The organism is Kitasatospora sp. NPDC085895 (genome assembly GCF_040702125.1).
GTDB lineage: Bacteria > Actinomycetota > Actinomycetes > Streptomycetales > Streptomycetaceae > Kitasatospora > Kitasatospora arboriphila.
Window position 1 is genome coordinate 161,795 of sequence record NZ_JBFBJY010000003.1, and the last position, 22,840, is coordinate 184,634.

The window sequence follows — 22,840 nt, forward strand, 5'->3', positions numbered from 1 at the left end:
CGTCGACCGTCGACGATGCGTGCGGCGGATGGGTCTTGGGAGCGCTCCCATGATGTGAGGGGGCGCCGGGCACGTCAATCTTCCGGACGCATCGGGGGGCACGGTCGCCCGCGCGATCGGGCGGGCGTGATCGCGCGGGCGCGGTCGTCCCCCGGCGGGAACGGCTCGGCGCTGCCGCACGACCCGCGTCCGCCGCCGCCCCGGTGAAGGGTCACCCCCGGGCGGCCGGGATCGTCACAGGCCCCGGTCGCGACGGCGCTCCACCGGGGGCTCGTCGACGATGCGGTCGCGGATCACGTAGTGGGCCCGGTACCGCAGGCCGAGGAAGAGCAGGATTCCCAGCGCTCCGACTGCCATGAGGATGATGCCGACCGTGTCGAGGTCGACCCCCGAGACGTTCCAGCTGACCGCAAAGGCGAGAATGGCACCCGCTGCGAGCAGGAATATGGAAACACCCAGTCCCATTGCTTCTTCTCCTGATCTACCGTCGGGCCCGTGGGCCTTGCCCCTGCGGTGCCGCACGAGCGGCGACCGCGACGGCGGAGCCCACCTGGAACGAGTGCCGGATCCGGTCCGCGCCGCCCGTGGGCCGGGTGCGGTGCCCGCCGGTGGGCGCGTCGCCGGACCGGGTGCCGATCACTCCGAGGAACACCGTCGGCCATCACGGGACCGCCTGCCGTCCGGGAGGGAACGGTCTTGCGATCTCGGACCGCCTCGGGCTGATGAGGGTCCTGCAGGATTCGTCTTTCCTGATACGCGATTCCCAGTCCTCCTTTCGAGTGGCGGTGGGATGTTTTCGTGTCGCCCACGGGCGGGCGCCGCAGAGCGGCCACGGGTCCCGACCGGGAGCGCATCGGCGGGCGTCGCACCGGGCGCCGGAGAGCGCCGGGGATCCGGAGCGCGGCGGGCCGGTCGAACGGCGCGGCATGAAGAGCTCCGGAACGGTCAGAAGCAGACCGCGTCACCGGTGCGACACCGAGCCGGCCGGCATGCGCCGACGGTGTGCGTCGCAGCGGGTCCGTTGACGGCGCCCAGCGGTTCCTGCCAGGCTCCGAGTCTCCGGACGCCCGGGGCCGTGCGGAATCCTCTGCACACACACCACTCGTCCGGGGAAGGAAGGGTGCATCGATGTCAGGGCACGAGCCGGCGCCGACCGCGCCGTCGGAGGTGACCCCGGAGGCGGCGCCCGAGGTCGGCGATCTCGGGGCCTACATGATCGACGACAGCGGGCGGATCACCGCCGTCAACGGTCGCGGCCTTCGGCTGCTGCGGCTGAACCGTACCGACGTGCTCGGCCGCCACCACCACGAGCTGCTGCACCGCAGCGCGGACGGGAGCACGGCTCCGCGGGCGCAGTGCCCGATCATGGACGCCGTCCTGGCCCGTGCCTCCTGCAGCGGGGCGGCGATGTGCTTCGTGCGCGGCGACGGCCTGCTGCTGCCGGTGCACTGGACGGCCACGCCCCTCTCCGGGGAGAACGGCGCGGGCACCCTGGTGCTGTTCCACCCCGGGACGGCCGACGTGACGGCCGCCCCGCCGGGGACGCTGCCGGAACTCGAACGGCTCGCGCTGCTCGCCGAGACCACCACCTCGTTGACGTCGACCATGAACGAGCAGGAGACGGTCGACCGGCTGGCGGAGCTGGTGCTGCCGCGCCTTGCCGACTGGGTCGTGGTCGACCTCATCGACGAGGTCGGGGACATCCGGCGCACCCGGGTGATCGAGTACCGGGAGGGCCGCCCGGTCCGGAACCCGGAGCTGGAGGGCCCGATGCCCGCCGTGCTGGAGCAGTCCCCGATGCCGCTGTCGCGCGCCCTGCGCGGCAGTGCCGCCTCCCTCGCAGGCCCCGAGGTCTACCAGGGCGAACCCGACTCCGGCATCGCCGTCGTGCAGCACGAACTGTTCGCCGCCACCGGCATGCACTCGGCCGTCATCGCGCCGATCCGTGGAGCCCGGGAGGTCCTCGGCGCGCTCACGCTGGGACGCAGCGGCAACCCCGTGCCGTTCGGCACCCGCGACCTGTCCCTGCTCGAGGACATCACCCGCCGGGTGGGCCTGGCGATCTCCAACTCGCGCCTCTACCAGCGTCAGCGCCGGGTCGCCGAGACCATGCAGCGCCACCTCCTGCCCCACCTGCCCGAGCTGCCCGGGGTGCAGCTGCACGCCGACTACCTGTCCGCACCGGACGCCTCCCAGGTCGGGGGCGACTGGTACGACGCCTTCACCCTCTCCGACGGCGCCACCGCCCTGGTCATCGGCGACGTCGTCGGCCACGACCTGGAGGCCGCCGCCGGCATGGCGCAACTGCGCAACATGCTCCGTGCCCTCGCCTGGTCCCACCAGGGCCCGCCCAGCGGTGTCGTCGAGCGGCTCGACCATGCCCTGGGCCGCGTCACCGACCTGACCGGCGCCACCCTCGTCCTGGGCCGCCTCACCCCCGACCCCGGAGCCGGCGGCTGGACGTGGACCTGGAGCAACGCCGGCCATCCGCCGCCCCTCCTGGTCACCCACGACGGCCGCGCCGACTACCTCCAGGCGCCCCGCAGCCTGCTCCTGGGCACCGGCGTCCCCGCCGACCGCGCAGACGCCTCCGTCCGGCTGCCGCCCGGTTCCACCCTCCTCCTCTACACCGACGGCCTCGTCGAATCGCGCGCCGACGGCATCGACCCCGGACTGCTCCGCCTCCGCCGCCACGCCGCAGCCCTCGCCCACCACACCCTCGAAGCCTTCTGCGAGGGTCTCCTCGAACACGTCCGGCCCTCGGACAACGACGACGACGTCGCCCTCCTGGCCCTGCGGATCCCCCGCCGCTGAGGCGAAGGCCGCCCGCCCCAGGGCTCACCACACGCTCCGGTCAACACCCCGGTGCGCGCCACGGGGACGAGGACGTCACCCCAGGAGGTTCCGGGGGGGGGGCAGGCCCGGTGCTCGCCCCCACCGCGCAGCGCCCGCCGGGGCACGGCGGTCCTCGCCCCCGCCCGACCGCTCCGGCGCCGGACGGACCGCGGTACCCGCGCATGGACGGCCGCGCAGCGGGCAGCCGACGGCTGTCGGGTGCCGCGCGGCTCGAAGTCCCCGGTGCCGACGTCCTGGTGGATGCCCGTGGTGCCCGGACACGCGGGGCCTGCGACGGTCGGCTGCGAGCCGGGCAGCCGCCACCCGGACGGCCGGGAGGAGCAGCGCACCCGTACCGGGGGACGACGGAACGCGGCCGCGGACACACCGGCTCCGGGGTCGCCGACAGGAGCACGCCACCGCGGCCACGGACGGAGCGTGCAGAGGGGGGAGACACACATGATGGGCCACTCGCACGCCGTCAGCGGAGCACTCGTGTTCTCGGCGGCGGCACCCTTCCTGCCGTCGTTGGTGATCGGTCGTCCCCTGCAGCCAGGGGAGGTGCTCGTCGGTGCCCTGCTGAGTGCGGGCGCGGCCGTGCTGCCGGACCTCGACCACCACGACGGAACGGTGGCGAACCTCTTCGGGCCGATCACCCGGCTGGTCTGCCGCACGGTGGCCCGGCTGTCGGGAGGGCACCGGCACGCCACCCACTCCCTGGTGTTCGTGGCACTGGCAGGAGCGGGCTGTCGGGCGGGCGTGGCCCGCTGGGAGCGCGGCTTCACCGACGGCCTGACCTTCGCCCTGCTCCTCCTCGCCGTCCAAGCCCTGCGCTCGCACCCCTCCGGGCACCGCGCCCCCGTGCGGGCCACCGCCGTCGGCCTGGCCGCGATCGGCACGGCCTCGGTGCACACCTGGCTCCCCGGGACCGGCACATGGCTGCCCTACGCGTTGGTGCTCGGAACCCTCGCGCACGTCCTGGGCGACTGCCTCACCCGGCGGGGCGCCCCACTGCTGTGGCCGTACGGGCGGCGGTTCGAGATCGTGCTGATCGACCGCACGGGAAACCGCTTCGAAACCCGCATCCTGGTGCCGCTCATGACGGCCGGGGCGTTCGTGCTGGCGTGGACGGCGGCCTTCGCGCCGACCGCCCTCACCGGTTGAGACCGCCGGGGCTGCTCACCCGCCCGGCCGCAGGAAGCAGTTCACCCGCCACCGGCCCGCTCAGCGACCGTCGCCGAGCGCGGCGCGCAACCGGTCCAGCCGGGTGAGGGCGCGGGCCGCCCAGCCGTCGCGCAGGTGCAGCGGCACGCTCACCGTCACCCCGCTCTGGACCGGGTCTCGGACCTCCACCACGAACGGGTCGGCGGCACGCAGCCGCAGGTAGGCGCTGCGGCCCGCCTCCGGCCAGTCGACCGCGGAGCCGTCCGGCAGGGCGCCGTCCTCCTCGGCCGCGGCGCGGGCGGCGAGGTAGCCGGTGAGGTCCGCGAGATCGGCATCGGTGAAGCGCAACGGCAGGTACGCCCGGACGAAGCCGGTCCCGATCTCGATCCCGGCCTCGTGCCACCCTTCGTGGGGGCCGCCGCCCGCTGCGTCCTCCAGCACCACCGCGACGCTCTGCGTCCGGTCCGCGAACCTCACGACATCGAGATCCCCCACCCGCGCCCCTCCTCCTCACGAACTCCGGCCCGGCACCACGACACCGGCCCGCCACCCGCATCCTGCCAGGTCCGACCGACAGCGCCCCCGAACGGGCCCCGGCCCCGGGGCCGGCCCGCGGACACCGGCGGACGGCACCGGGTCACCGGCCGGCCCGTGTGCAGGCGAGCAGTTCGGCGGCCGGTCCGGTCGGGGTACGGCCGGAGGGCCAGACCGCGCGCAGGGACCGCCGCATGTCGATGCCCTCCGTCTCCACCTCCACCAGACGGCCGTCGGCGACGGCCGTCCGTACGGCGAGCTCGCTCATGACGGCGGGGCCCGTCCCGGCGATCACCGCGTTGCGGACGGCCGTCGCCGAGCCGAGCTCCAGCAGACGCCGGGAGTCGCCCGCCCCCGCCCGGCGCAGCGCCCGGTCGAGGGTGTCGCGGGTGCCCGACCCCCGTTCGCGCAGCACCAGCGGGGTGGCGGCGAGCTCGGCGGCGTCCAGCGGCCGGCGCCGTCGGGCCCAGGGGTGGCCGGGGGCGACCACCACCAGCAGCCGGTCGCCCGCCACCTGACGGGTCGACAGCCCGCTCGGCGGCTGCGGCGCCTCGATGAAGCCGAGGCCCGCCGCGCCCGTGCGCACCAGGTCGGGGACGTGCTCGCTGTTGGTGACCTGGAGGCTCACCTGCAGCTCGGGCCGCCTCCGGCGCAGCTCACCCAGCCACGCCGGCAGCAGGTACTCGGCGACGGTCATGCTCGCCGCGACCTTGAGCTCGGCGTCGCGCCGGCTGCGCAGCGCCTGCGCCCCGGTGACCAGCCGGTCGAGCTCGAGCAGGACGCGCTGCGCGCCCTCGACGACCGCCGCGCCGGCGTCGGTGAGCCGGGAGCCGCGGCGGGTCCGGTCGAGCAGGACGAGACCGAGCTGGCGCTCCAACGCGGAGAGCCGCTTGCTCGCCGAGGGCTGGGCGATGCCGAGGCGTGCCGCCGCGCCGCCGAGACTGCCCGTCTCCGCGACGAGGACGAGCAGCCGCAGCGACTCCGGGTCCGGCAGGCGGCCGGACCCGGCGGGGTCGAGCGGACCGGCCCCCGACCCGCTCGTCACCGGCGGACTGACGGCGGTGGCGGTCGTCGGACTCATGCCCATGGGCTATGACCTCCTCTGCAAGTGGGGGCTACGCGGACGTGCGGGCGCCCGGAACAGTCGCGGACATGAGTGATGCCCCCGACTTCCAGTCCGCGGCGCCGACCGCCGCACCTGTGGACCGACGCACGCCGCAGCACGCGGACGTGCCCCGGCCGTCCCGCCGGAGCGTCTGGGGGCCCCGGGTGCCGGGCCTGGCCGCGGCGCTGGCCGTGGCCGCGGCGGGCACCGCGGTCGGCCGGCTGGTGCCGGTCGTCGGCGGCCCGGTGTCCGGGATCGTGCTGGGCGTGCTGGTCGCCCTCCTCGCCGGGCCGCGCCCGCGGCTGCGGTCCGGGATCGACTTCGCCGGCAAGCCGGTGCTGAAGTCCGCGGTCGTCGTCCTCGGCTCCCAGTTGTCGCTGGTGCAGATCGCCAGGGTGGGGGCCGGTTCGCTGCCGGTGATGGTCGGCACCCTGGCGCTGTGCCTGGCCGCCGCGTACGGCCTCGGCCGGTGGCTCGGGGTGGTCGGCGACCTGCGCACCCTGATCGGCGTGGGGACGGGGGTCTGCGGCGCGTCGGCGATCGCCGCGGTGACGCCGGTCATCGGCGCGGCCGGCGCCGAGGTCGCGTACGCGATCTCCACGGTCTTCCTGTTCAACATCGCCGCGGTCCTCGTCTTCCCGGTGGTCGGGCACCTGCTCGGGCTGAGCCAGCACGCCTTCGGGCTGTTCGCCGGGACGGCGGTCAACGACATGTCGTCCGTGGTCGCCGCGGCCGCCACCTACGGCCCGGGCGCGGCCGACTACGGCGTCGTCGTGAAGCTCACCCGCACGCTGATGATCATCCCGATCTGCCTGGTGCTGTCGGCACTGGTCGCCCGTCGGGCCAGCCGCGGGGCGGGCGCCGCCGTCACCCGGGTGCGGGTGGCCGGACTGGTGCCGGGATTCCTGCTGGCCTTCCTCGCCGTGGCCGGGGCGAACACCGCCGGGCTCGTGCCCGCCGGGGCCCGGCACGGCCTCGGCGGGCTCGCGGTCTTCCTGATCACCGTGGCGCTGTCGGCGATCGGGCTCTCCACCGACCTCGGCGGACTGCGCCGCGCCGGGCCCCGGCCGCTCGTCCTCGGCGGCTGCCTGTGGCTCGTCGTGACGGCCGGCAGCCTGGGGCTGCAGTGGCTGACCGGGACGCTCTGACCCGGCTCCCGGGCGGACTCACCGGGTCCGCGACTGCCGGACACCGCGCGCGTACTCGGCGAACCAGGCCAGCATCTCCGGGGCGGTGACGGCCCCCTCGCCGCTCACCTCGGCGACGTCCGCGCCCTGGAGGATGCGCTTGACCGGGACCTCCAGCCGCTTCCCCGTCAGGGTGCGCGGCACCGCGGGCACTGCGGTGACGGTGTCCGGCACGTGCCTGGGCGACAGCTGGTGCCGGATCGCCGAGGTGATCGCGGCCCGCAGCGCGTCGTCGAGGACGGCGCCCTCCGCGAGGACCACGAACAGCGGCATGTGGTAGCCGCCGTCGGGCAGTTCGGCCCCCACGACCAGGCTGTCCGCCACCTCGGGGAGCTGCTCCACCACGGCGTAGATGTCGGCCGACCCCATCCGCACGCCCATCCGGTTGAGCGTGGAGTCGGAGCGTCCGGCGACCACGACGGTGAGGTCGTCCCCGACCGTCACCCAGTCGCCGTGCCGCCACACGCCCGGGTACGTGTCGAAGTAGCTCGCCCGGTAGCGCGAGCCGTCCGGGTCGCCGACGAAGTGCAGCGGCATCGACGGCAGCGGCGCCGTCACCACCAGTTCGCCCTGCCGGCCGGTCAACGGCCGGCCGGACGGGTCCCAGGAGGCGAGGGCGACACCGAGCGCGGGGCACGGGATCCGGCCGACCCGGACGGGCAGCAGGGCGCTGGCACCGGCGAGGACCGAGCAGATGTCGGTGCCGCCGCAGATGGACTGCAGCCACACGTCCGGCCCGAGCCGGTCGTGCACCCAGCGCCAGGTGCTCGGCGGCAGCGTGGACCCGGTCTGCAGGACGGTCCGCAGCGCGCCGAGGTCGTGGCGGGCCGCGGGACGGGAGTCCGCCCGCTCGGCGGCGGTCAGGTAGGCCGCGCCCACCCCGACCACCGTGGCGCCGGTCCGTTCGGCGATCCGCCAGACGCCGTCGGTGTCGGGGTGGGTGGGGCTGCCGTCGTACAGCACCAGGGTGCTGCCGTGCAGCAGGCCGCCGACCATGAAGTTCCACACCATCCAGCCGGTGGTGGTGTGGAAGAAGTACCGGTCCTCGGCGCGCAGGTCGCAGCCGAGGCCGAGCGCCTTGAGCAGTTCGACGACGATGCCGCCGTGGCCCTGCACGATGCCCTTGGGGCGGCCGGTGGTGCCGGAGGACCAGAGGATCCACAGGGGGTGGTCGAAGGGCAGGTCGGCGAAGTCGAGCGGGACGTCCCCGGCCGTCAGCGGGGCCCACCGGTGCTGCCGCACGTCGCCGCGCGGCGACCACGCCGGCGCCGGCGCGGACGCCGCCGGGCGGAGGTGGTCGATCGTGACCAGGTGCCGCAGGGTGGGCAGCCCGGCGGTGATCTCGGCGACGGCCGGGAGCCGGTCGTACTCCTTGCCGCCGTGGCGGTAGCCGTCCACGGCGAGCAGGACGGTCGGTTCGGCCTGCCGGAGCCGGGAGAGCACGCCGGCCGTGCCGAAGTCCGGTGAGCAGACGGTCCACACCGCGCCGACGGCCGCGGAGGCCAGCAGCGCGACCACGGCGTGCGGGGTGTTCGGCAGGTAGCCGGCGACGCGGTCGCCGGGCCGCACGCCCATCTCCCGCAGCCCGGCGGCCAGGGCTGCGACCTGGCGCCGGAGTTCGCGCCAGGAGGTCTCCTCGGGCCCGCCGTCCTCGGTCAGTGCGACGAGGGCGGGCCGCTCGTCGGTGGCCCGGGCGAAGCAGCGCTCGGCGAAGTTCAGCCGCGCCCCGGGGAACCAGTCGGCCCCGGGCATGGCCGCGTCGCCGAGCACCCTCTCGTAGCCGGAGACGGCGTCGAGGCCGTAGTGCTCCCAGACCGCCGACCAGAAGCCGGGCAGGTCGCCGGTGCTCCACCTCCACAGCTCCGCGTAGTCCGGGAAGCGCAGCCCCCGGGTGCGTTCCAGCCGCCTCAGGAAGCCGGCCACGCCGGACCTCTCCGTCGAGGCCGGGCTCGGGGACCACAGCAGGTCGGTATCGGTGCTCATCGTCGCCTTCCGGTGGTGCGGGTGGAAAAACGGGGGCGTGCCCGACGGTCCCGCGTCTGGCGGGAGCCGTCGGACACGCCCCGGTGTGCCGGTGTCGTCAGCCGAACTCGAGTTCGCGCACCAGCTCCGCCGCCTGCGGCCAAGGACCGTAGCCGGAGGCGGGGTTGAGGTGGCCGACCGCTCCGAGCCCGATCAGGCGGCTGCCCCAGGCGGCCGCCATCCCGGCGACCCTCTGCGGGTGGCCGAGCGGGTCGTCGTCGCTCATCGCGACGATGCTGGGGAACGGCAGGGCCGTTCTCGGCGTCGGGGCCCAGCCCTTCTGCCGGAGCGCCTCCGGGGTGGGATAGCCCTCGGGCAGCGGGGTGTCGAAGTCCGGCGGGGTGGCCAGCAGCGCGCCGTGGACCGGGCGTCCGGTCCGCAGCGCCCAGTGGACGGTGGTCATCACCCCGGCGCTGTGGGCGACCAGGATCGGCGGGCCCGGTGCCTCGGCGACCGTCTCCTCGAGGGCGGCGACCCGGGCCTCGCAGTCGATCCGGTCGTCGTCGCCGGCCAGCGGCGGGACGGTGCGGACGTCCCGGCCGGCGGCGGCGAGCCCGTCGGCGAGGACGGTCTGCCAGTGGTCGGCCACGTGGCCGCGCAGGCCGGGGACGATCACGACCGGGGGAGGGAGGGGGGAACTCATGCGGGTGTCTCCGCTTCGTGGGGGGCCGGGGCGAGGCCGTTCAGGCGGCGCAGGTCGGTGCGGTAGCGGCTGCGGCCGACCAGGAAGCAGGCCGAGGCCAGCAGGGCGACCAGGGGGACGAGCTGCAGCGCGCCGAGCAGGCCGGTGCGGTCCGCGATCATCCCGGTGACCGCGGGCCCGGGGGCCAGGCCGAGGAGGCTGTTGGCCAGGGTGAGGGTGCCGAAGGCGGTCGCCGGGATCGCGTCCGGGGTCAGGTTGGCGACCATGGCGGCCGCCGGGCCGGCCGTCGCGCCGGAGAGCAGCGCGCCGGCACCGAGCAGGAGGAGCTGGGGCGCCCCCGTCGGGATCCGGAACGCGGCCGTCAGCAGCACCAGTGATCCCAGGCTGCAGGCGAGGGCGACGAGCCACTTGCGGGCCGGGTCGGACCGGCTGATCCGGTCGGACGCCATGCCGCCGCCGATCATTCCGACGCCGATGAGCAGGGCGTAGAGCCCCGCCGTGCCGCCGGCCTCGGCCGTGGGCATCCCGTAGTAGCGGTTGAAGAAGCTGGGCAGCCAGGCGATCAGCGCTCCGGGGATGAACAGCTGGAGTCCGCTGCCGACGTACGCGCCGACCACCGAGACCGAGGAGAACAGCTTGGGCAGCAGGGCGCGCAGCGGTGCCGCCGCGGCCCGCTCCGCCCGGCTCGGGCGCGGCCCGGGGTGCAGCCGCTTCTCCGTGACCACCAGGGCGAAGACCACCGCCAGGGCCAGCCCGAAGATCCCCATGGTGCCGAACGCCCAGCGCCAGCCGAGGTGTTGGCCGACGGCGCCGCCGATCGCGACGCCGAGGACGGAGCCGAACGCGCCGCCGGCGATGAACGCCCCCGAGAGGGTGGCCCGCATGCCGATCGGGAAGACGCTGAGCACCACGGCGATGCCCACACTGCCGTAGGCGGCCTCGCCGATGCCGACGAGGAGACGGCCGACGAACATCTGGCCGTAGTCCGCCGCCACCGCGCAGCCGAGGGTCGCCACGCTCCACGTGATCGCGGCGGCCACCAGGCTCCGCACCCGGCCCCAGCGGTCGGCGAGCAGCGACATCGGGAAGGCCAGCACGCCGACCGCCAGGGCGACGACGCCGCTGAGCGATCCCAACTCGGCATCCGTCAGGAGCCATTCGGCCTTCAGCAACGGGAAGACCGCGTTGAGCACCTGCCGTGACATGTAGTCCGAGAGGAGCAGTCCGAAACTCAGTGCGAAGACCACCCAGGCGTAGCGCCTGAACACGGCCGGCGCCTGGGCAGCGGCGGCCGGAGCCGCCGCCGGCTCCGCATCGGTGTGAAACGCCATTGTTACCACCTCACCTGTTGCTGGGACGGGCTCAGAAGGGTCTGTCTCCGACGATTCCGGCGCGCTCCATCCGGCGGACGGCGGGCCAGTAGTCCTGCACGGCGTAGTGCTGGGTGGAGCGGTTGTCCCAGATCGCGACGCTGTTCGGCTGCCAGCGCCAGCGCACCTGGTACTCGGGGATCGCCGCCTGGCTGATCAGGTACGTCAGCAGGTTGGCGGCGCCCGGGGCGTAGTCCAGGCCGAAGCGGACGTTCTCCGGGGTGTGGTAGTTGACGAAGTGCGTGGTGAAGCCGTTGACGAAGAGGATCTTCTCGCCGGTCTCAGGGTGGGTGCGCACCACCGGGTGCTCGGCGTCCGGGTACTGGGCCTTCAGCCGGTGGCGCGCCTCGGTCGGCATCACCGCGCCGAACGTCGCCTCGATGCTGTGCCGGGCCCGCAGGCCCTCGATCTGCTCCTTGACGTGGTCCGGCAGCCGGCGGTACGCCTCGGCCATGTCGACCCAGAGCGTGTCGCCGCCGACCGGCGGGGTCACGACGCAGCGCAGGACCGCGCCCATCGCCGGGGTCTCCCGCCAGGTGCCGTCGGTGTGCAGGGCGTTCTCGTAGTGCTCGGGCGGGCTGTCGAGCTCCTTGTAGATGCGCACCAGCCCGGGGTGGTCGGGGTCGCTGCCGGCCACCGGGTGGTCCTCCAGCGGGCCGAACCGCTGCGCGAAGGCGACGTGTTCGGCCCGGGTGATGTCCTGGTCCCGCAGGAACAGGACCTTGTGCCGGAGCAGGAGTTCCTTGATCTCGGCGAACAGGTCGGCGTCGCGGGAGGCGTCGCCGAGGTTCACCCCGGACAGTTCGGCGCCGATGGTGCAGGTCAGCGGCTCGACCTTGATCGAGCGGCGGACGGAGGGGCGCACCAGGGCCGGTGCGGCCGGGCCGGGGAGGGCGGTCTGGTTCATGTGGATCCTCCGGGGGAGGCGGTGGGGTCCGCGGCGGGCGCGGGCGCGGGCGCGGGCGCGGGTGCGGGGTCCGCGGTGCGGGTGGGGTCCGCGGTGCGGGTCAGAGGACGAAGACGGAGGAGCCGGTGGTCCGGCCGCCCTCCAGGTCGCGGTGCGCCTGTGCGGCGTCCTTGAGCGAGTAGCGCTGGTTGATCTCGATCCTGATCCGGCCGGCGGCGACGTGGCCGAAGAGCTCGCCCGCGAGCTCGGCGCGTTCGGCCGGGTCCGCGATGTAGTCGGCGAGTGCCGGCCTGGTCACGAACACCGACCCGTGCAGGGCGAGTTGCATGGCGTCGATCGGCGGGACGGGTCCGGAGGCGGTGCCGAAGCAGACCAGCAGTCCGCGTCGCCGCAGCGAGGCGAGCGACCCGGCGAAGGTGGTCCGCCCGACGCTGTCGAAGACGACCGGCACGCCCTCGCCGCCGGTGAGCTCCCGCACCCGGGCGGCGACGTCCTCCTCGCGGTAGTAGACGACGTGGTCGCAGCCGTGGGCGCGGGCGAGTTCGGCCTTCTCGGTGCTGGAGACCGTGCCGATCACGGTGAGGCCGAGGAGCTTGGCCCACTGGCAGAGGATCAGGCCGACGCCGCCCGCCGCCGCGTGCAGCAGCACCGTGTCGCCGGCCTTCAGCGGGTGGATCCGGCGCAGCAGGTAGGCGGAGGTGAGGCCGCGCATGGTCATGGCGGCGGCCGTCTCGAAGCCGATCGCGTCGGGCAGCTTGATCAACGAGCCGGTGGGCATGACCCGTTCGGTGCTGTAGGCGCCGAGCGGGCTGCCGGTGTAGGTGACCCGGTCGCCCTCGGCGAAGCCGGTGACGCCGGGGCCGACGGCCTCCACCGTGCCGGCCCCCTCCACGCCGAGTCCGGCGGGCAGCGGGGCGGGGTAGAGCCCCGTCCGGAAGTAGGTGTCGGCGAAGTTGAGGCCGACCGCCGCGTGGCGGATCCGGACCTCGCCCGGGCCCGGCGCCCCGACCTCGACCTCCTCCCAGCGCAGGACGTCGGGGCCGCCGGTCTCGTGGAAGCGGATGGCGTGGGCCATGGGGTGCTCCGTTGCTCTGGTCTCGGGCTGGTCGTGGTGTGCCGCGGGGGTCAGTGCTTGACGTCGCGGAGCATGAAGCCGCGCTGCCCGGGGCGGCGGTTCGGCACCATGCCGAGCTGCGCCAGGGTCTCCTCGGTGTCCGCGTAGTACTCGCCGAGGTGGTAGATCTCCCTCGCCTCGGCGCCGGTCGCGACGTCGCGGCCGAGGGCGTCGGCGATCGTGACCATCTGCTCGACCTGCTGCACCGAGGTCATCCGCTCGCCCTTGCGGCCCCACAGGTTGTCCTCGTTGCCGACGCGCACGTGGCAGCCGAGGGCGATGCCGATGGTGTTCATCGGGGCGACGGCGCGCATCGAGCTCTCGATGGTGAGCACCGCGCCGTCCGGCGTGCGGCGGACGAACTCGATCAGGTCGGCGGGGTGCCGGCCGGCGAAACCGCCGCCGATGGCCACGTAGTTGAGCACCAGCGGCCCGGTGTACACGCCGGAGCGGATCAGCCGCTCGACGGTCTCCAGCTGGGCGATGGTGGCCAGCTGGAAGTGCGGCTGGATGCCCTTGTCCCGCAGCCGCGCCAGGTGCTCCAGGTAGAACTCCGGCCCGGCCTCCAGGTACATGTCGCGGTACGCGCGGTAGTACTCGGGCTTGGCGATCGAGGTGCCCTCCAGGTCGTCCGCCGTCATGATCTCGACGATGTTCATCTGGCTGGTGTTGATCGCGATGGTGACCTGGTCCGGCTTGGGGTCCAGCTCCGCGAGCATGTGCCGGGTGTCGTAGGACAGCCACTCGGCGTCCGCGCCCTCGCCCTCGGGGGCGAAGGAGATCGAGCCGCCGATCTGCAGCACCATGTCGGGCACCGCCTGGCGCAGCCGGCCGACCAGCTCGTTGAACATCGACAGCCGCTTGGAGCCCTTGCCGTCCAGCTCGCGGACGTGGATGTGCAGGACGGTGGCGCCCGCGTTGTAGCAGTCGACGGCCGCCTGCACGTGCTCGTCCATGGTGAGCGGCAGGTCGGGGGCGTCGCCGGGCAGCCACTCGGGCCCGTAGGGTGCGGCCTGGATGACCAGCTTCTGCTGGTTCTCGGGCAGCAGGGAGTCGTCGAGGAAGTGCACGGTCCGTCTCCTTCGTCGGATGGGGTGGGCGCCGGTGCGGCGAGGGACACCGCGGTACGGGGCGCCGTGGCGCGAGCCGCTTCAGTGCTGAGCGCTGCGGTGCGGGGCGCTGCGGTGCGGGGCGGTGCGGTGCGGGGCGGTGCGGGTCCGGCCCGGCGGACGGGGCCCGGACGGCGTGGCGCTCCCGGCCGGCGGGGCGGAGGCTGAGGGTGGGCCCCCGCCCGGCCCGTTGTCGCGGGGCCGGCGGTCTCTCGCGGTGCAGCAAAGGTAGGGCGCGCCGGGCGGCCGTGCTTGACCGTGGGTGACAGTGGACTTTCCATTTGGGGACACCGTCCCCGGGCGCCGACGCGGTCAGTGCTCCGCGGTCTGCCCCCGGCGCTCGCGCCACTCCCGGGCGGTGCAGCCGAACTGCTCGCGGAACCAGCGGGAGAACGCGCTGGGCGCCGAGAACCCCAACAGGTCGGCGATCTCGGTGAGCGACCGCCGGCCGTTGGCCACGAACTGCTCGGCGAGCTGTACCCGCGTCGCGTTGAGCAGCGAGGAGAAGGTCTCGCCCGACTGCGCGAGATGGCGGTGCACCGTGCGCCGGTCCACGCCCAGGCTGCGGGCGACCTGCTCGATCGAGCAGCGCCCGGTCGGCAGCAGCACCTCGATCAGCTCGCGCACCCGGTCCGGCACGGTGGTGTCCCGGGGGACGGCGATGGCCTCGAAGTACTGCCGGGCGTACGTCCGCAGCTGCGGGTCGGACATCGCGTTGGGCGAGTCGAGGTCGCCCGCGTAGAAGACGATGCCGTCGAACTCCCGGCCGAACTCCACCGTCGAACCGAAGACCCGCCGGTGGGTGCCGGTGTCCGCCGGGGCGGGATGGGCGAAGCAGACGGACAGCGGACGCCAGTGGGCGCCGAGGAAGCCGAGCAGGACGCGGTGGAAGGCCCCCACGGCCAGTTCGGTCGCCTGGCGGTGCTCCATCGGTTCGCCGAGGTCCAGCCCGACCTTGATCGTCGCCAGGCCGTCGCGCTCGGAGAGCCGGGTGTGCAGCACCTCGTTGTACATGTGCTCGTGCCGGAGCATGAGCCCGAGCGCGCTGCGCACGTCCGGCTCCTCGCGCAGGACGAGGCTGATCGGGCCGAGGCTGGAGAACCGCCGGAACTCGGACATCCGCAGGCCGAAGTCCTCGTGCCGGGCGGCGGCGGCCGAGAGCTCCAGCAGGTGGACCACGGCCGCGCCGGAGATCCACCGGTCCTGCACCGCGAGGCCGGCGGCATCCAGACCGACCCGCTTCATCAGCGGCTGCGGGTCGAGGCCGAGCGACCGGCTCAGCTCGACGTATCCGCTCAACGCGGCGGTGCGGACCAGTGGCCTCACGGGATCAACTCCCTCGGAGAATGTCCCCAAGTGGTAAGCCAACTGTCACGTGAAGTCAAGCAGCGCGACGGGCCGACTCCTAGCGTTGCACCACCGCCGAGCAGGTCGGCAGCCCGGCCCCCTGGCGGCGGCCGGCCGCCCGGCGGGGGAAGGAGCCCACGGAATGCTGCAGGAGCACCTCACCGGACCGGCCGCCTGGCACGGCCCCGACCTGGCGGGCCGCGACGCGTGGACCGTCCGGCTGTCGCCGGCGCACCTCGCCGAGCTGGACGCCGCACTGCACACCGCACGCAGTCGCGGAACCACCCTGCTGAGGTCGACCGCGGCGGACTTCCCGCTGCCGACCCTGGCCGCCGAACTAGGCGGCATCGCGGATGAGTTGGAGAACGGTCGGGGCTTCGTCCTGGTGAAGGGCCTGCCGGTCGACCGGTACGGCGCGGGCGCGGCGGCCAACGTCCTCTGGGGGATCGGCCGGCACCTCGGCACCCCGGTCTCCCAGAACGCCGCCGGCCACCTGCTCGGCCACGTCCGCGACACCGGCCGGACGCCGGCCGATCCCGCGACCCGCGGCTACCAGACCCGCAACGCCCTCGGGTTCCACACCGACGGCTCCGACGTCCTCGCCCTGCTCTGCCTGCGCCCGGCCGCCGCGGGCGGACGGATCGGCCTGGCCAGCTCCGCCGCCGTCCACAACGCCGTCCTGGCGCACCGCCCCGACCTGGCACGCCGCCTCTACCGCCGGTACGCCGTGGACCGCAGGGAGGAGCACGGCCCGGGCGAGCGCCCCTACGACACCGTGCCCCTCGCCTGCTGGCACGCCGGCCGACTCAGCCTGCGCTACCACCGGTGCCACCTGGAGTCCGCGCAGCGGTTCCCCGACGCGCCGCGGCTGGAGCCGGCCGACACCGAACTGTTCGACCTGATCGACGGGGCGGCCTCCTCCCCGGCGGCCCGCCTCGACCTCGACCTGGAGGCCGGCGACCTGCTGCTGGTCAACAACCTCGCCGTCCTGCACTCCCGCTCCGCCTACCGGGACGGTCCCGGACACCGCCGCCACCTGCTGCGGCTCTGGCTCGCCCTGCGCCAGGGCCGGCCGCTGCCGCCCGCCCTGTGGACGGACCCGTACCGGGCCGACACCGCCCCCGGCCGCGGCGGCGTCCCGCCCCGCGACGTGATCACCCCGCAGCACCGGGCGGACCGCACGGTCCGCCTCCCGTACCGGAGCCACCACCGGCTCGCCCCGAAGGAGACCACGCCATGACCAACCTCGCCTCGCTCCTGGTGACCTCGGCCCGGGAGCACGGGGAACGGACCGCCGTCCGGCAGGACGGGACCGTCCTGAGCTACGCCCGGCTGGAGGACGCCAGTGCCCGGCTGGCCGCCCTGCTGCACGCCGACGGCGTCCGGCCCGGCGACCGGGTGGCCCTGGTCCTGCCCAACGTCGCGCTCTTCCCCGTCGCCTACTACGCCGTGCTGCGCGCCGGCGCCGTCGTGGTGCCGATGAACCCGCTGCTGAAGGCCCGTGAGATGGCCTTCGTCCTGCGGGATTCCGGGGCCCGCACCGTCCTGACCGCCCCGCCCTTCGCCTACGAGGTCGCCGAGGCCGCCGCGGACGCCGGGGTCGGCAGCCTGGTCGTCGAGGCCACCGCCTTCGACGCCCTGCTCGGCAGCATCCCGCCGCTGCACGGGGTCGCCGAGCGGGCCGCCGAGGACACCGCGGTGATCCTCTACACCTCGGGCACCACGGGTACGCCGAAGGGCGCCGAGCTCACCCACCGCAACCTGCTCGGCAACGCCGTGACCTGCGTCGAGACGCTCTTCGAACTCGGCCCGGAGGACGTCCTGTTCGGCGGCCTCCCGCTGTTCCACGCCTTCGGGCAGACCTGCGCGATGAACGCCGCCGTCGCGGCCGGCGCCGCCCTCACCCTGCTGCCGCGCTTCGACCCCCGGCAGGCCCTGGAGATCCTCCGGCGGGACGGCGTCACCGTCTTCCTCGGCGTTCCCACCATGTACACCGCGCTGCTCAACACCGTCGCCCCGGACGGCCGGGACCTCCCGCAGGTGCGGCTGGCCGTGTCCGGCGGCGCCGCGCTGCCCGTCGAGGTGCTGCACACCTTCGAGCGCTCGTTCGGCACCGTCGTGCTGGAGGGGTACGGACTCTCCGAGACCGCCCCGGTGGCCTCGTTCAACCACCCCGGCCGGCCCCGCCGGGCCGGCTCGATCGGTCTCCCGGTCCGCGGTGTGGAACTCAGGCTCGTGGCCGCCGACCGCAGCCCGGCCGGGCCCGGCGAGGTCGGCGAGATCGCGATCCGCGGCGAGAACGTGATGAAGGGGTACTGGAACCGGCCGGAGGCGACCGAGGAGGCCTTCCAGGACGGCTGGTTCCACAGCGGCGACCTGGCCCGGGTCGACGAGGACGGCTACTACTACATCGTCGACCGCAAGAAGGACCTGATCATCCGCGGCGGGTACAACGTCTACCCGAGGGAGGTCGAGGAGGTGCTGTACGAGCACCCGGCGGTGGCCGAGGCGGCGGTCGTCGGTGTCCCGCACGAGCACCACGGGGAGGAGATCGCCGCCGTGATCGTCCTCCGGGAGGGTGCGCACGCCACCGCCGACCTGATCCGCGAGCACGTCAAGCGCCGGGTCGCCGCCTACAAGTACCCCCGGATCGTCACCTTCGTCGAGCAGCTCCCCAAGGGCGCCACCGGCAAGATCCTCAAGCGCGAGATCGTGGTCGAGCAGCCCGCCGCGACCTGACCCGGCTCCGCTCCGCCGCGGGCCGCAGCGGCAGGTCGACCGTACGACGGCGTTCCGGGCAGGTCGCGTTGAAGGATGCGTCGGTTCGGGTCGACCTGCCCGCGGTGGCCGAGGAGTACTCATCGGTCTTCCCGCACGCCGAACTTGCGGGCATCGCCCCTGCTCGGCCGGACCGCAGCCCGCGCTATTGGTCCAGACCTATTGACCGCGCCTCGCCGCCCCTCCTACGATCCGGACCGGCACGGCCCCCACATGTCCCCACCTCACCCGCAGCCGGACGTCACACCCCCACGTACTGGTCATGTCCATGACTGACGTCCGGCGGGAAGGGAGCACAGCATGTTCCGTCGAAGGTCGCGGCCCCCGCGTCCCCCGGGCGACGTCCGCCCCTGTCCGGAGCCCGGCTTCGAACGCGCCCCGCAGGTGCACCGCGCCCGCCACGCCGCGCACGGTTCGACCGTCCTGAGGCGCGCCGTCGCCGGGGTGAGCGCCGCCGCCGTCATCGGTGGCGGCATCGCGGTGGCCGGCTCCGTCACGGCCGGGGCCGCCACCACCAACCTGGTCGCCAACCCCGGATTCGAGAGCGGGCTCTCCGGCTGGACCTGCTCCGGCGGCTCCGGCACGGCCGTCGGCAGCCCGGTCCACGCCGGCACCTCCGCGCTCAAGGCCACGCCGACCGGCCAGGACACCGCCGAGTGCGCGCAGACCGTCAGCGTGCAGCCCAACTCCCAGTACACGCTGAGCGCCTACGTCCAGGGCAGCTACGTCTACCTCGGCGCCACCGGCACCGGCCTCACCACCGCCCCCTCCACCTGGACGCCGAACAACGCGTCGTACGGCCAGCTGAGCGTCAGCTTCACCACCGGGGCGACCACCACTTCGGTGACCGTCTACGTGCACGGCTGGTACGGGCAGCCCGCGTACTACGCGGACGACGTGTCGCTCACCGGCCCCGGCGGCAGCAGCCCCTCGCCGAGCTCCAGCACCAGCCCGTCGACCAGCGCCTCGCCGAGCACCAGCACCTCTCCCTCCACCAGCACCGGCCCGTCCGGCAGCCCGACCACCAGCGCCTCGCCCAGCGGCAGTTCGACGGGCGACACCTGCCCCACGAAGCCGAAGCCGTCCGGCAAGGTCCTGCAGGGCTACTGGGAGAACTGGGACGGCGCCTCCAACGGCGTCCACCCCGGCATGGGGTGGGTGCCGATCACGGACAGCCGGATCGCCGCGCACGGCTACAACGTCGTCAACGCCGCCTTCCCGGTGATCCTCTCGGACGGCACCGTCCTGTGGCAGGACGGCATGGACGCGGGCGTCAAGGTCTCGACGCCCGCCGAGATGTGCCAGGCCAAGGCGGCCGGGGCGACGATCCTGATGTCCATCGGCGGTGCCGCCGCGGGCATCGACCTGAGCTCCAGCGCCGTCGCCGACAGGTTCGTCGCGACCGTCGTCCCGATCCTCAAGAAGTACAACTTCGACGGGATCGACATCGACATCGAGACCGGCCTCTCCGGCAGCGGCAGCATCACCACCCTCTCCGCCTCCCAGGCCAACCTGGTGCGCATCATCGACGGCGTGCTGGCCCAGATGCCCGCGGGCTTCGGCCTGACCATGGCCCCCGAGACCGCGTACGTCACCGGCGGAAGCGTCACCTACGGCTCGATCTGGGGCGCCTACCTGCCGATCATCAAGAAGTACGTCGACAACGGCCGCCTCTGGTGGCTGAACATGCAGTACTACAACGGCAGCATGTACGGCTGCTCCGGCGACTCCTACCAGGCCGGCACCGTCCAGGGCTTCACCGCGCAGACCACCTGCCTGAACAACGGCCTGGTCATCCAGGGCACCACCGTGAAGGTGCCCTACGACAAGCAGGTGCCCGGCCTGCCGGCCCAGTCCGGCGCGGGCGGCGGCTACATGGCGCCGAGCCTGGTCGGCCAGTCGTGGAACGCCTTCGGCGGCTCGCTGAAGGGACTCATGACCTGGTCGATCAACTGGGACGGCTCGAAGGGCTGGACCTTCGGCGACAACGTCAAGGCCCTCCAGGGTCGCTGACTCCCGTTGACGTCCCGCTGAATCCCGCGCCCCGGTGCACGGCCCCGAGCCGCAGTCGGTCACCGACCGACCTGCCCTCCGGTCCGGGCCCGGGGCGCGGGCCGTCGGGCGTCGGCCGGAACGGGGCAATGGTTGACCACCTGAATAATTGAGTCTACGGTTCTATCGGCGCACGAGGTTCGCATCCGCAGCAGCCTTCGATCCACCGGGAGCGCCGTTCCCTCCAGAGAGGCGCAACTGGTATGACGACGTCCGGCCTCCGGGTCCCCGGGACCGCCCCGATCGACCACCGTGCGGCCGTCGCCGCGGAGACCGCCCGCTTCGCGGCGGCCCTCGACGGCGCCGACTTCGCGACCCCGGTGCCGAGTTGCCCCGGCTGGACGCTGGCCGACCTGGTCCGGCACGCGGGCAGCGTGCACCGCTGGTTCTCGGTGCTGCTGCACGGGCGCATCCAGGAGCCGCCGCGCAGCCGCGACGTCGACCTGCAGCTGCCCGCCGGCGACGACGGGTGGGCCGACTGGCTGGCCGGGAGCGCGGCGGTCGCGGCGGACGCCTTCCGGGCCACCGACCCGGACGCCCCGATGTGGGCCTGGGGCGCCGACCAGCACGCCCGGTTCTGGGCACGCCGGATGCTGTTCGAGACCCTGGTGCACCGGGTCGACGCGGAGCTGGCCCTCGGGGTGCGGCCGGAGGTCGACCGCGCGCTCGCCGCCGACGGCGTGGACGAGTTCCTGACCAACCTCCCGTTCGCCGGTCTGTTCGCCCCCGAGGTGGCCGAGCTCCGTGCGGACGACCGCACGATCCGCTTCCGCGCGACCGACGGCAACGAGAGCTGGCTGGTCCGCCTGCGGCCGGACGGCTTCGGCCTCGACCCCGCCGACGACGGATCGGCCCCCGCCGACGCGACCGTCCGGGGCGACGCCGTCGACCTGCTGCTGCTCGTGTACGGACGGCCCTCCCTCGGTGCGGACGCCGTCGCCCGGGAGGGGGACGCGGAGCTGCTGGCGCACTGGTTCGCCCACTCCGCTTTCTGAGTCCGCAGGGATGGCGTGAATTCGACGTGCGCGTGGCGCGGTTTCGAGGTACACGGGTCCGGGAAAATCGGGAGGTACTGAGCATTCCGGGTGGCTGAGGGAGCGTCTCATGACCCACCGTGACTCCGGATTCGACCCGCAGGACCAGGACCCCCAGACCGTTCAGCGCCTCCGCTTCGGCGTCGGCGTCATCGGGTTCCTCCTGCCGATCGTCCTCCTCGTCGGAAACATCATCACGTCGGCGCGGCTCACGCTGCTCGCCTCCATGAGCGCGTCGTACTACACGCACATGCGCAACGTCTTCGTCGGCAGTCTGTGCGCCATCGGCGTCTTCCTGATCTGCTACCGCCACGACCGACGCGAGGACCGGCTGAGCTCACTGGCCGGGGTGTTCGCGATCCTGGTGGCGATGTTCCCCACCCTGCCGCCGACGGCCGTCACCCCGCACCCCACCCAGGTGCAGACGACGGTCGGCATCCTCCACCTCTGCTTCGCCGCAGGGCTGTTCGGCCTGCTCGCGTTCTTCTGCCTCCGGCTGTTCGGCGACAGCCGGGGCCGGCCGGGACACCGCATCCACAACGCGGTCTACCTGGTGTGCGGTTGGGTCGTCGTCGGCTGCACCGTCATGATCGCCGCGGCCGGTGTGCTGCACTTCGCGTGGGACCTCCCGCTGACCCTGACCTACGTCGGCGAGGCGGTGTCGGTGTTCGCGTTCGGTGTCGCGTGGCTCGTCAAGAGCGCGGCGATCGGCGCGGTCGCGTCCACGGCCTCACCCGGTCCGGCTCCGGCCTGATTCCGGACATCCCCGGGCGCGGACCGCGCCTCCGTCGCCCCGCGCTCCCCGGGACCGTTCCCGGGGAGCGCGGGGCCGCGTTCAGAGCAGCCCCGCGCGGAGGCCGTCCCGCCACTCCGTGGCGAGCACCGCGTAGACGAGGGTGTCGCGCCAGGTGCCGTCCGAGCGCCGCGCGTGGCGGCGCAGCGGCCCCTCCCGGACGGCGCCGAGGCCGGACAGCGTGAGCTGGGTGCGCACGTCGAGGTGGTCGACCTGCCACTGGACACGGCCGAAGCCCAGGTCGTCGAAGGCGTGGCGGAGCAGGAGGAAGTGGGCCTCGGCGGTCATCGGGGTCTCCCAGGTGTTCCGCGCGGCCCAGTGCCAGCCGATGTCCAGGCGCTCGTCGACGACCGCGATGTCGGTGTACGCGATCCAGCCGGCGGCCCGGGTGGAGCCCGCCGGGACGATCGCGAACATCACCGCGTTCCCCGCCGACTGCTGGGCGAGCCGCTGTTCGACCAGCATGTGCATCTCGCCGAGCGTGTAGGGAGTGACCACCGGGAGCCACTGCCAGAGGCCGTCGTCGCGGCTGCCCGCGAGGTGCAGGTCGGGTACGTGCGCCGTGGTCAGCGGCTCCAGCCGGACGTACCGGCCGTGCAGGACGACGGGCGCGAGGGGCCGTGGTGCCATGCGGAGCAGGCTAACCCCGCCCCGCGATTCCTGACAGGGGTGTGCCGGAGCCCGGCCCGCACCCGGCGGCCCGCATCCGGCAGGACCGGGTGACCCGCACCCCGCAGGCCCGGGCGGCGTCCGGCCGCCGGTGCCGCCCGGGGCGGCCCGGGCCACCCCGCCGGTCGGCGGGTGACGGCGTCCGCCGATCGCCCGATGCACCTCCTCGGGCCGGCC

Annotated in this window: 19 protein-coding genes; 8 read left to right on the plus strand and 11 right to left on the minus strand. The window is 74.1% G+C overall.

Annotation, left to right across the window (positions count from 1 at the left end; all coding sequences use genetic code 11):
* Positions 1–234: 234 nt before the first annotated feature.
* A complete protein-coding gene (locus AB0442_RS03290) occupies positions 235–465 on the minus strand; it encodes a DUF6458 family protein (protein ID WP_366160279.1) in 231 nt (76 codons plus the stop codon).
* A gap of 663 nt (positions 466–1,128) precedes the next feature.
* On the opposite strand from AB0442_RS03290, the gene AB0442_RS03295 reads away from it, so the two are divergent.
* Together AB0442_RS03295 and AB0442_RS03300 are read left to right on the plus strand one after the other, a co-directional pair.
* Positions 1,129–2,814 (plus strand): GAF domain-containing SpoIIE family protein phosphatase, encoded by a 1,686-nt coding sequence (locus AB0442_RS03295; protein WP_366160280.1) that lies wholly within the window; start codon positions 1,129–1,131, stop codon positions 2,812–2,814.
* A gap of 480 nt (positions 2,815–3,294) precedes the next feature.
* Complete coding sequence (locus AB0442_RS03300; RefSeq protein WP_366160281.1) at positions 3,295–3,999, plus strand: metal-dependent hydrolase; 705 nt, start codon at positions 3,295–3,297, stop codon at positions 3,997–3,999.
* A 60-nt stretch (positions 4,000–4,059) separates the two neighbouring features.
* Here the strand turns inward: AB0442_RS03300 and AB0442_RS03305 are convergent, their stop codons facing one another.
* Both AB0442_RS03305 and AB0442_RS03310 read right to left on the minus strand, forming a co-directional pair.
* Positions 4,060–4,494: a DUF5959 family protein gene (locus AB0442_RS03305; protein ID WP_366160282.1), complete on the minus strand. Its 435-nt coding sequence runs from the start codon at positions 4,492–4,494 to the stop codon at positions 4,060–4,062.
* 142 nt (positions 4,495–4,636) lie between these two features.
* On the minus strand, positions 4,637–5,620 hold the full coding sequence (locus AB0442_RS03310) for a LysR family transcriptional regulator (protein ID WP_366160283.1): 984 nt from the start codon (positions 5,618–5,620) through the stop codon (positions 4,637–4,639).
* Between the two features lie 65 nt (positions 5,621–5,685).
* Here AB0442_RS03310 and AB0442_RS03315 point away from each other — a divergent pair, with 65 nt between their 5' ends.
* Positions 5,686–6,786, plus strand: coding sequence for a putative sulfate exporter family transporter (locus AB0442_RS03315; RefSeq protein ID WP_366160284.1), 1,101 nt, complete (start codon positions 5,686–5,688; stop codon positions 6,784–6,786).
* 18 nt (positions 6,787–6,804) lie between these two features.
* Here the strand turns inward: AB0442_RS03315 and AB0442_RS03320 are convergent, their stop codons facing one another.
* The 7 genes from AB0442_RS03320 to AB0442_RS03350 form a co-directional block, all read right to left on the minus strand.
* Complete coding sequence (locus tag AB0442_RS03320) at positions 6,805–8,808, minus strand: acetoacetate--CoA ligase (RefSeq protein ID WP_366160286.1); 2,004 nt, start codon at positions 8,806–8,808, stop codon at positions 6,805–6,807.
* A gap of 97 nt (positions 8,809–8,905) precedes the next feature.
* Positions 8,906–9,490, minus strand: coding sequence for an alpha/beta fold hydrolase (locus tag AB0442_RS03325; RefSeq protein WP_363540622.1), 585 nt, complete (start codon positions 9,488–9,490; stop codon positions 8,906–8,908).
* Positions 9,487–10,821: an MFS transporter gene (locus tag AB0442_RS03330; RefSeq protein WP_366160287.1), complete on the minus strand. Its 1,335-nt coding sequence runs from the start codon at positions 10,819–10,821 to the stop codon at positions 9,487–9,489. The genes AB0442_RS03325 and AB0442_RS03330 overlap by 4 nt, the downstream gene beginning before the upstream one ends.
* A gap of 31 nt (positions 10,822–10,852) precedes the next feature.
* A complete protein-coding gene (locus AB0442_RS03335) occupies positions 10,853–11,767 on the minus strand; it encodes a TauD/TfdA family dioxygenase (RefSeq protein WP_366160288.1) in 915 nt (304 codons plus the stop codon).
* A 100-nt stretch (positions 11,768–11,867) separates the two neighbouring features.
* Entirely contained in the window at positions 11,868–12,842 is a 975-nt protein-coding gene (locus AB0442_RS03340; RefSeq protein WP_366160289.1) for a quinone oxidoreductase, read from the minus strand.
* Between the two features lie 50 nt (positions 12,843–12,892).
* Positions 12,893–13,951: a 3-keto-5-aminohexanoate cleavage protein gene (locus AB0442_RS03345; RefSeq protein ID WP_366160291.1), complete on the minus strand. Its 1,059-nt coding sequence runs from the start codon at positions 13,949–13,951 to the stop codon at positions 12,893–12,895.
* 351 nt (positions 13,952–14,302) lie between these two features.
* Positions 14,303–15,316, minus strand: coding sequence for an AraC family transcriptional regulator ligand-binding domain-containing protein (locus tag AB0442_RS03350; protein ID WP_366160292.1), 1,014 nt, complete (start codon positions 15,314–15,316; stop codon positions 14,303–14,305).
* Positions 15,317–15,479: 163 nt separating this feature from the next.
* Here AB0442_RS03350 and AB0442_RS03355 point away from each other — a divergent pair, with 163 nt between their 5' ends.
* The 5 genes from AB0442_RS03355 to AB0442_RS03375 all read left to right on the plus strand — a co-directional run bounded on the left by AB0442_RS03355 (position 15,480) and on the right by AB0442_RS03375 (position 21,955).
* Positions 15,480–16,577, plus strand: a complete 1,098-nt coding sequence (locus AB0442_RS03355) for a TauD/TfdA family dioxygenase (RefSeq protein ID WP_366160294.1) — start codon at positions 15,480–15,482, stop codon at positions 16,575–16,577.
* Positions 16,574–18,076, plus strand: a complete 1,503-nt coding sequence (locus tag AB0442_RS03360; RefSeq protein WP_366160296.1) for a long-chain fatty acid--CoA ligase — start codon at positions 16,574–16,576, stop codon at positions 18,074–18,076. Before AB0442_RS03355 ends, AB0442_RS03360 begins: the two co-directional genes overlap by 4 nt.
* Positions 18,077–18,415: 339 nt before the next feature.
* The gene (locus tag AB0442_RS03365) at positions 18,416–20,128 is read left to right on the plus strand and encodes a glycosyl hydrolase family 18 protein (RefSeq protein WP_366160297.1); all 1,713 of its coding nucleotides are present in this window, start codon (positions 18,416–18,418) and stop codon (positions 20,126–20,128) included.
* 242 nt (positions 20,129–20,370) lie between these two features.
* Positions 20,371–21,162 (plus strand): maleylpyruvate isomerase family mycothiol-dependent enzyme, encoded by a 792-nt coding sequence (locus tag AB0442_RS03370; RefSeq protein WP_366160298.1) that lies wholly within the window; start codon positions 20,371–20,373, stop codon positions 21,160–21,162.
* Between the two features lie 109 nt (positions 21,163–21,271).
* Positions 21,272–21,955, plus strand: a complete 684-nt coding sequence (locus tag AB0442_RS03375; protein WP_366160299.1) for a DUF998 domain-containing protein — start codon at positions 21,272–21,274, stop codon at positions 21,953–21,955.
* Between the two features lie 81 nt (positions 21,956–22,036).
* Here AB0442_RS03375 and AB0442_RS03380 read toward each other — a convergent pair whose 3' ends face one another.
* Positions 22,037–22,624, minus strand: coding sequence for a GNAT family protein (locus AB0442_RS03380; protein ID WP_344623332.1), 588 nt, complete (start codon positions 22,622–22,624; stop codon positions 22,037–22,039).
* Positions 22,625–22,840 lie beyond the last annotated feature (216 nt).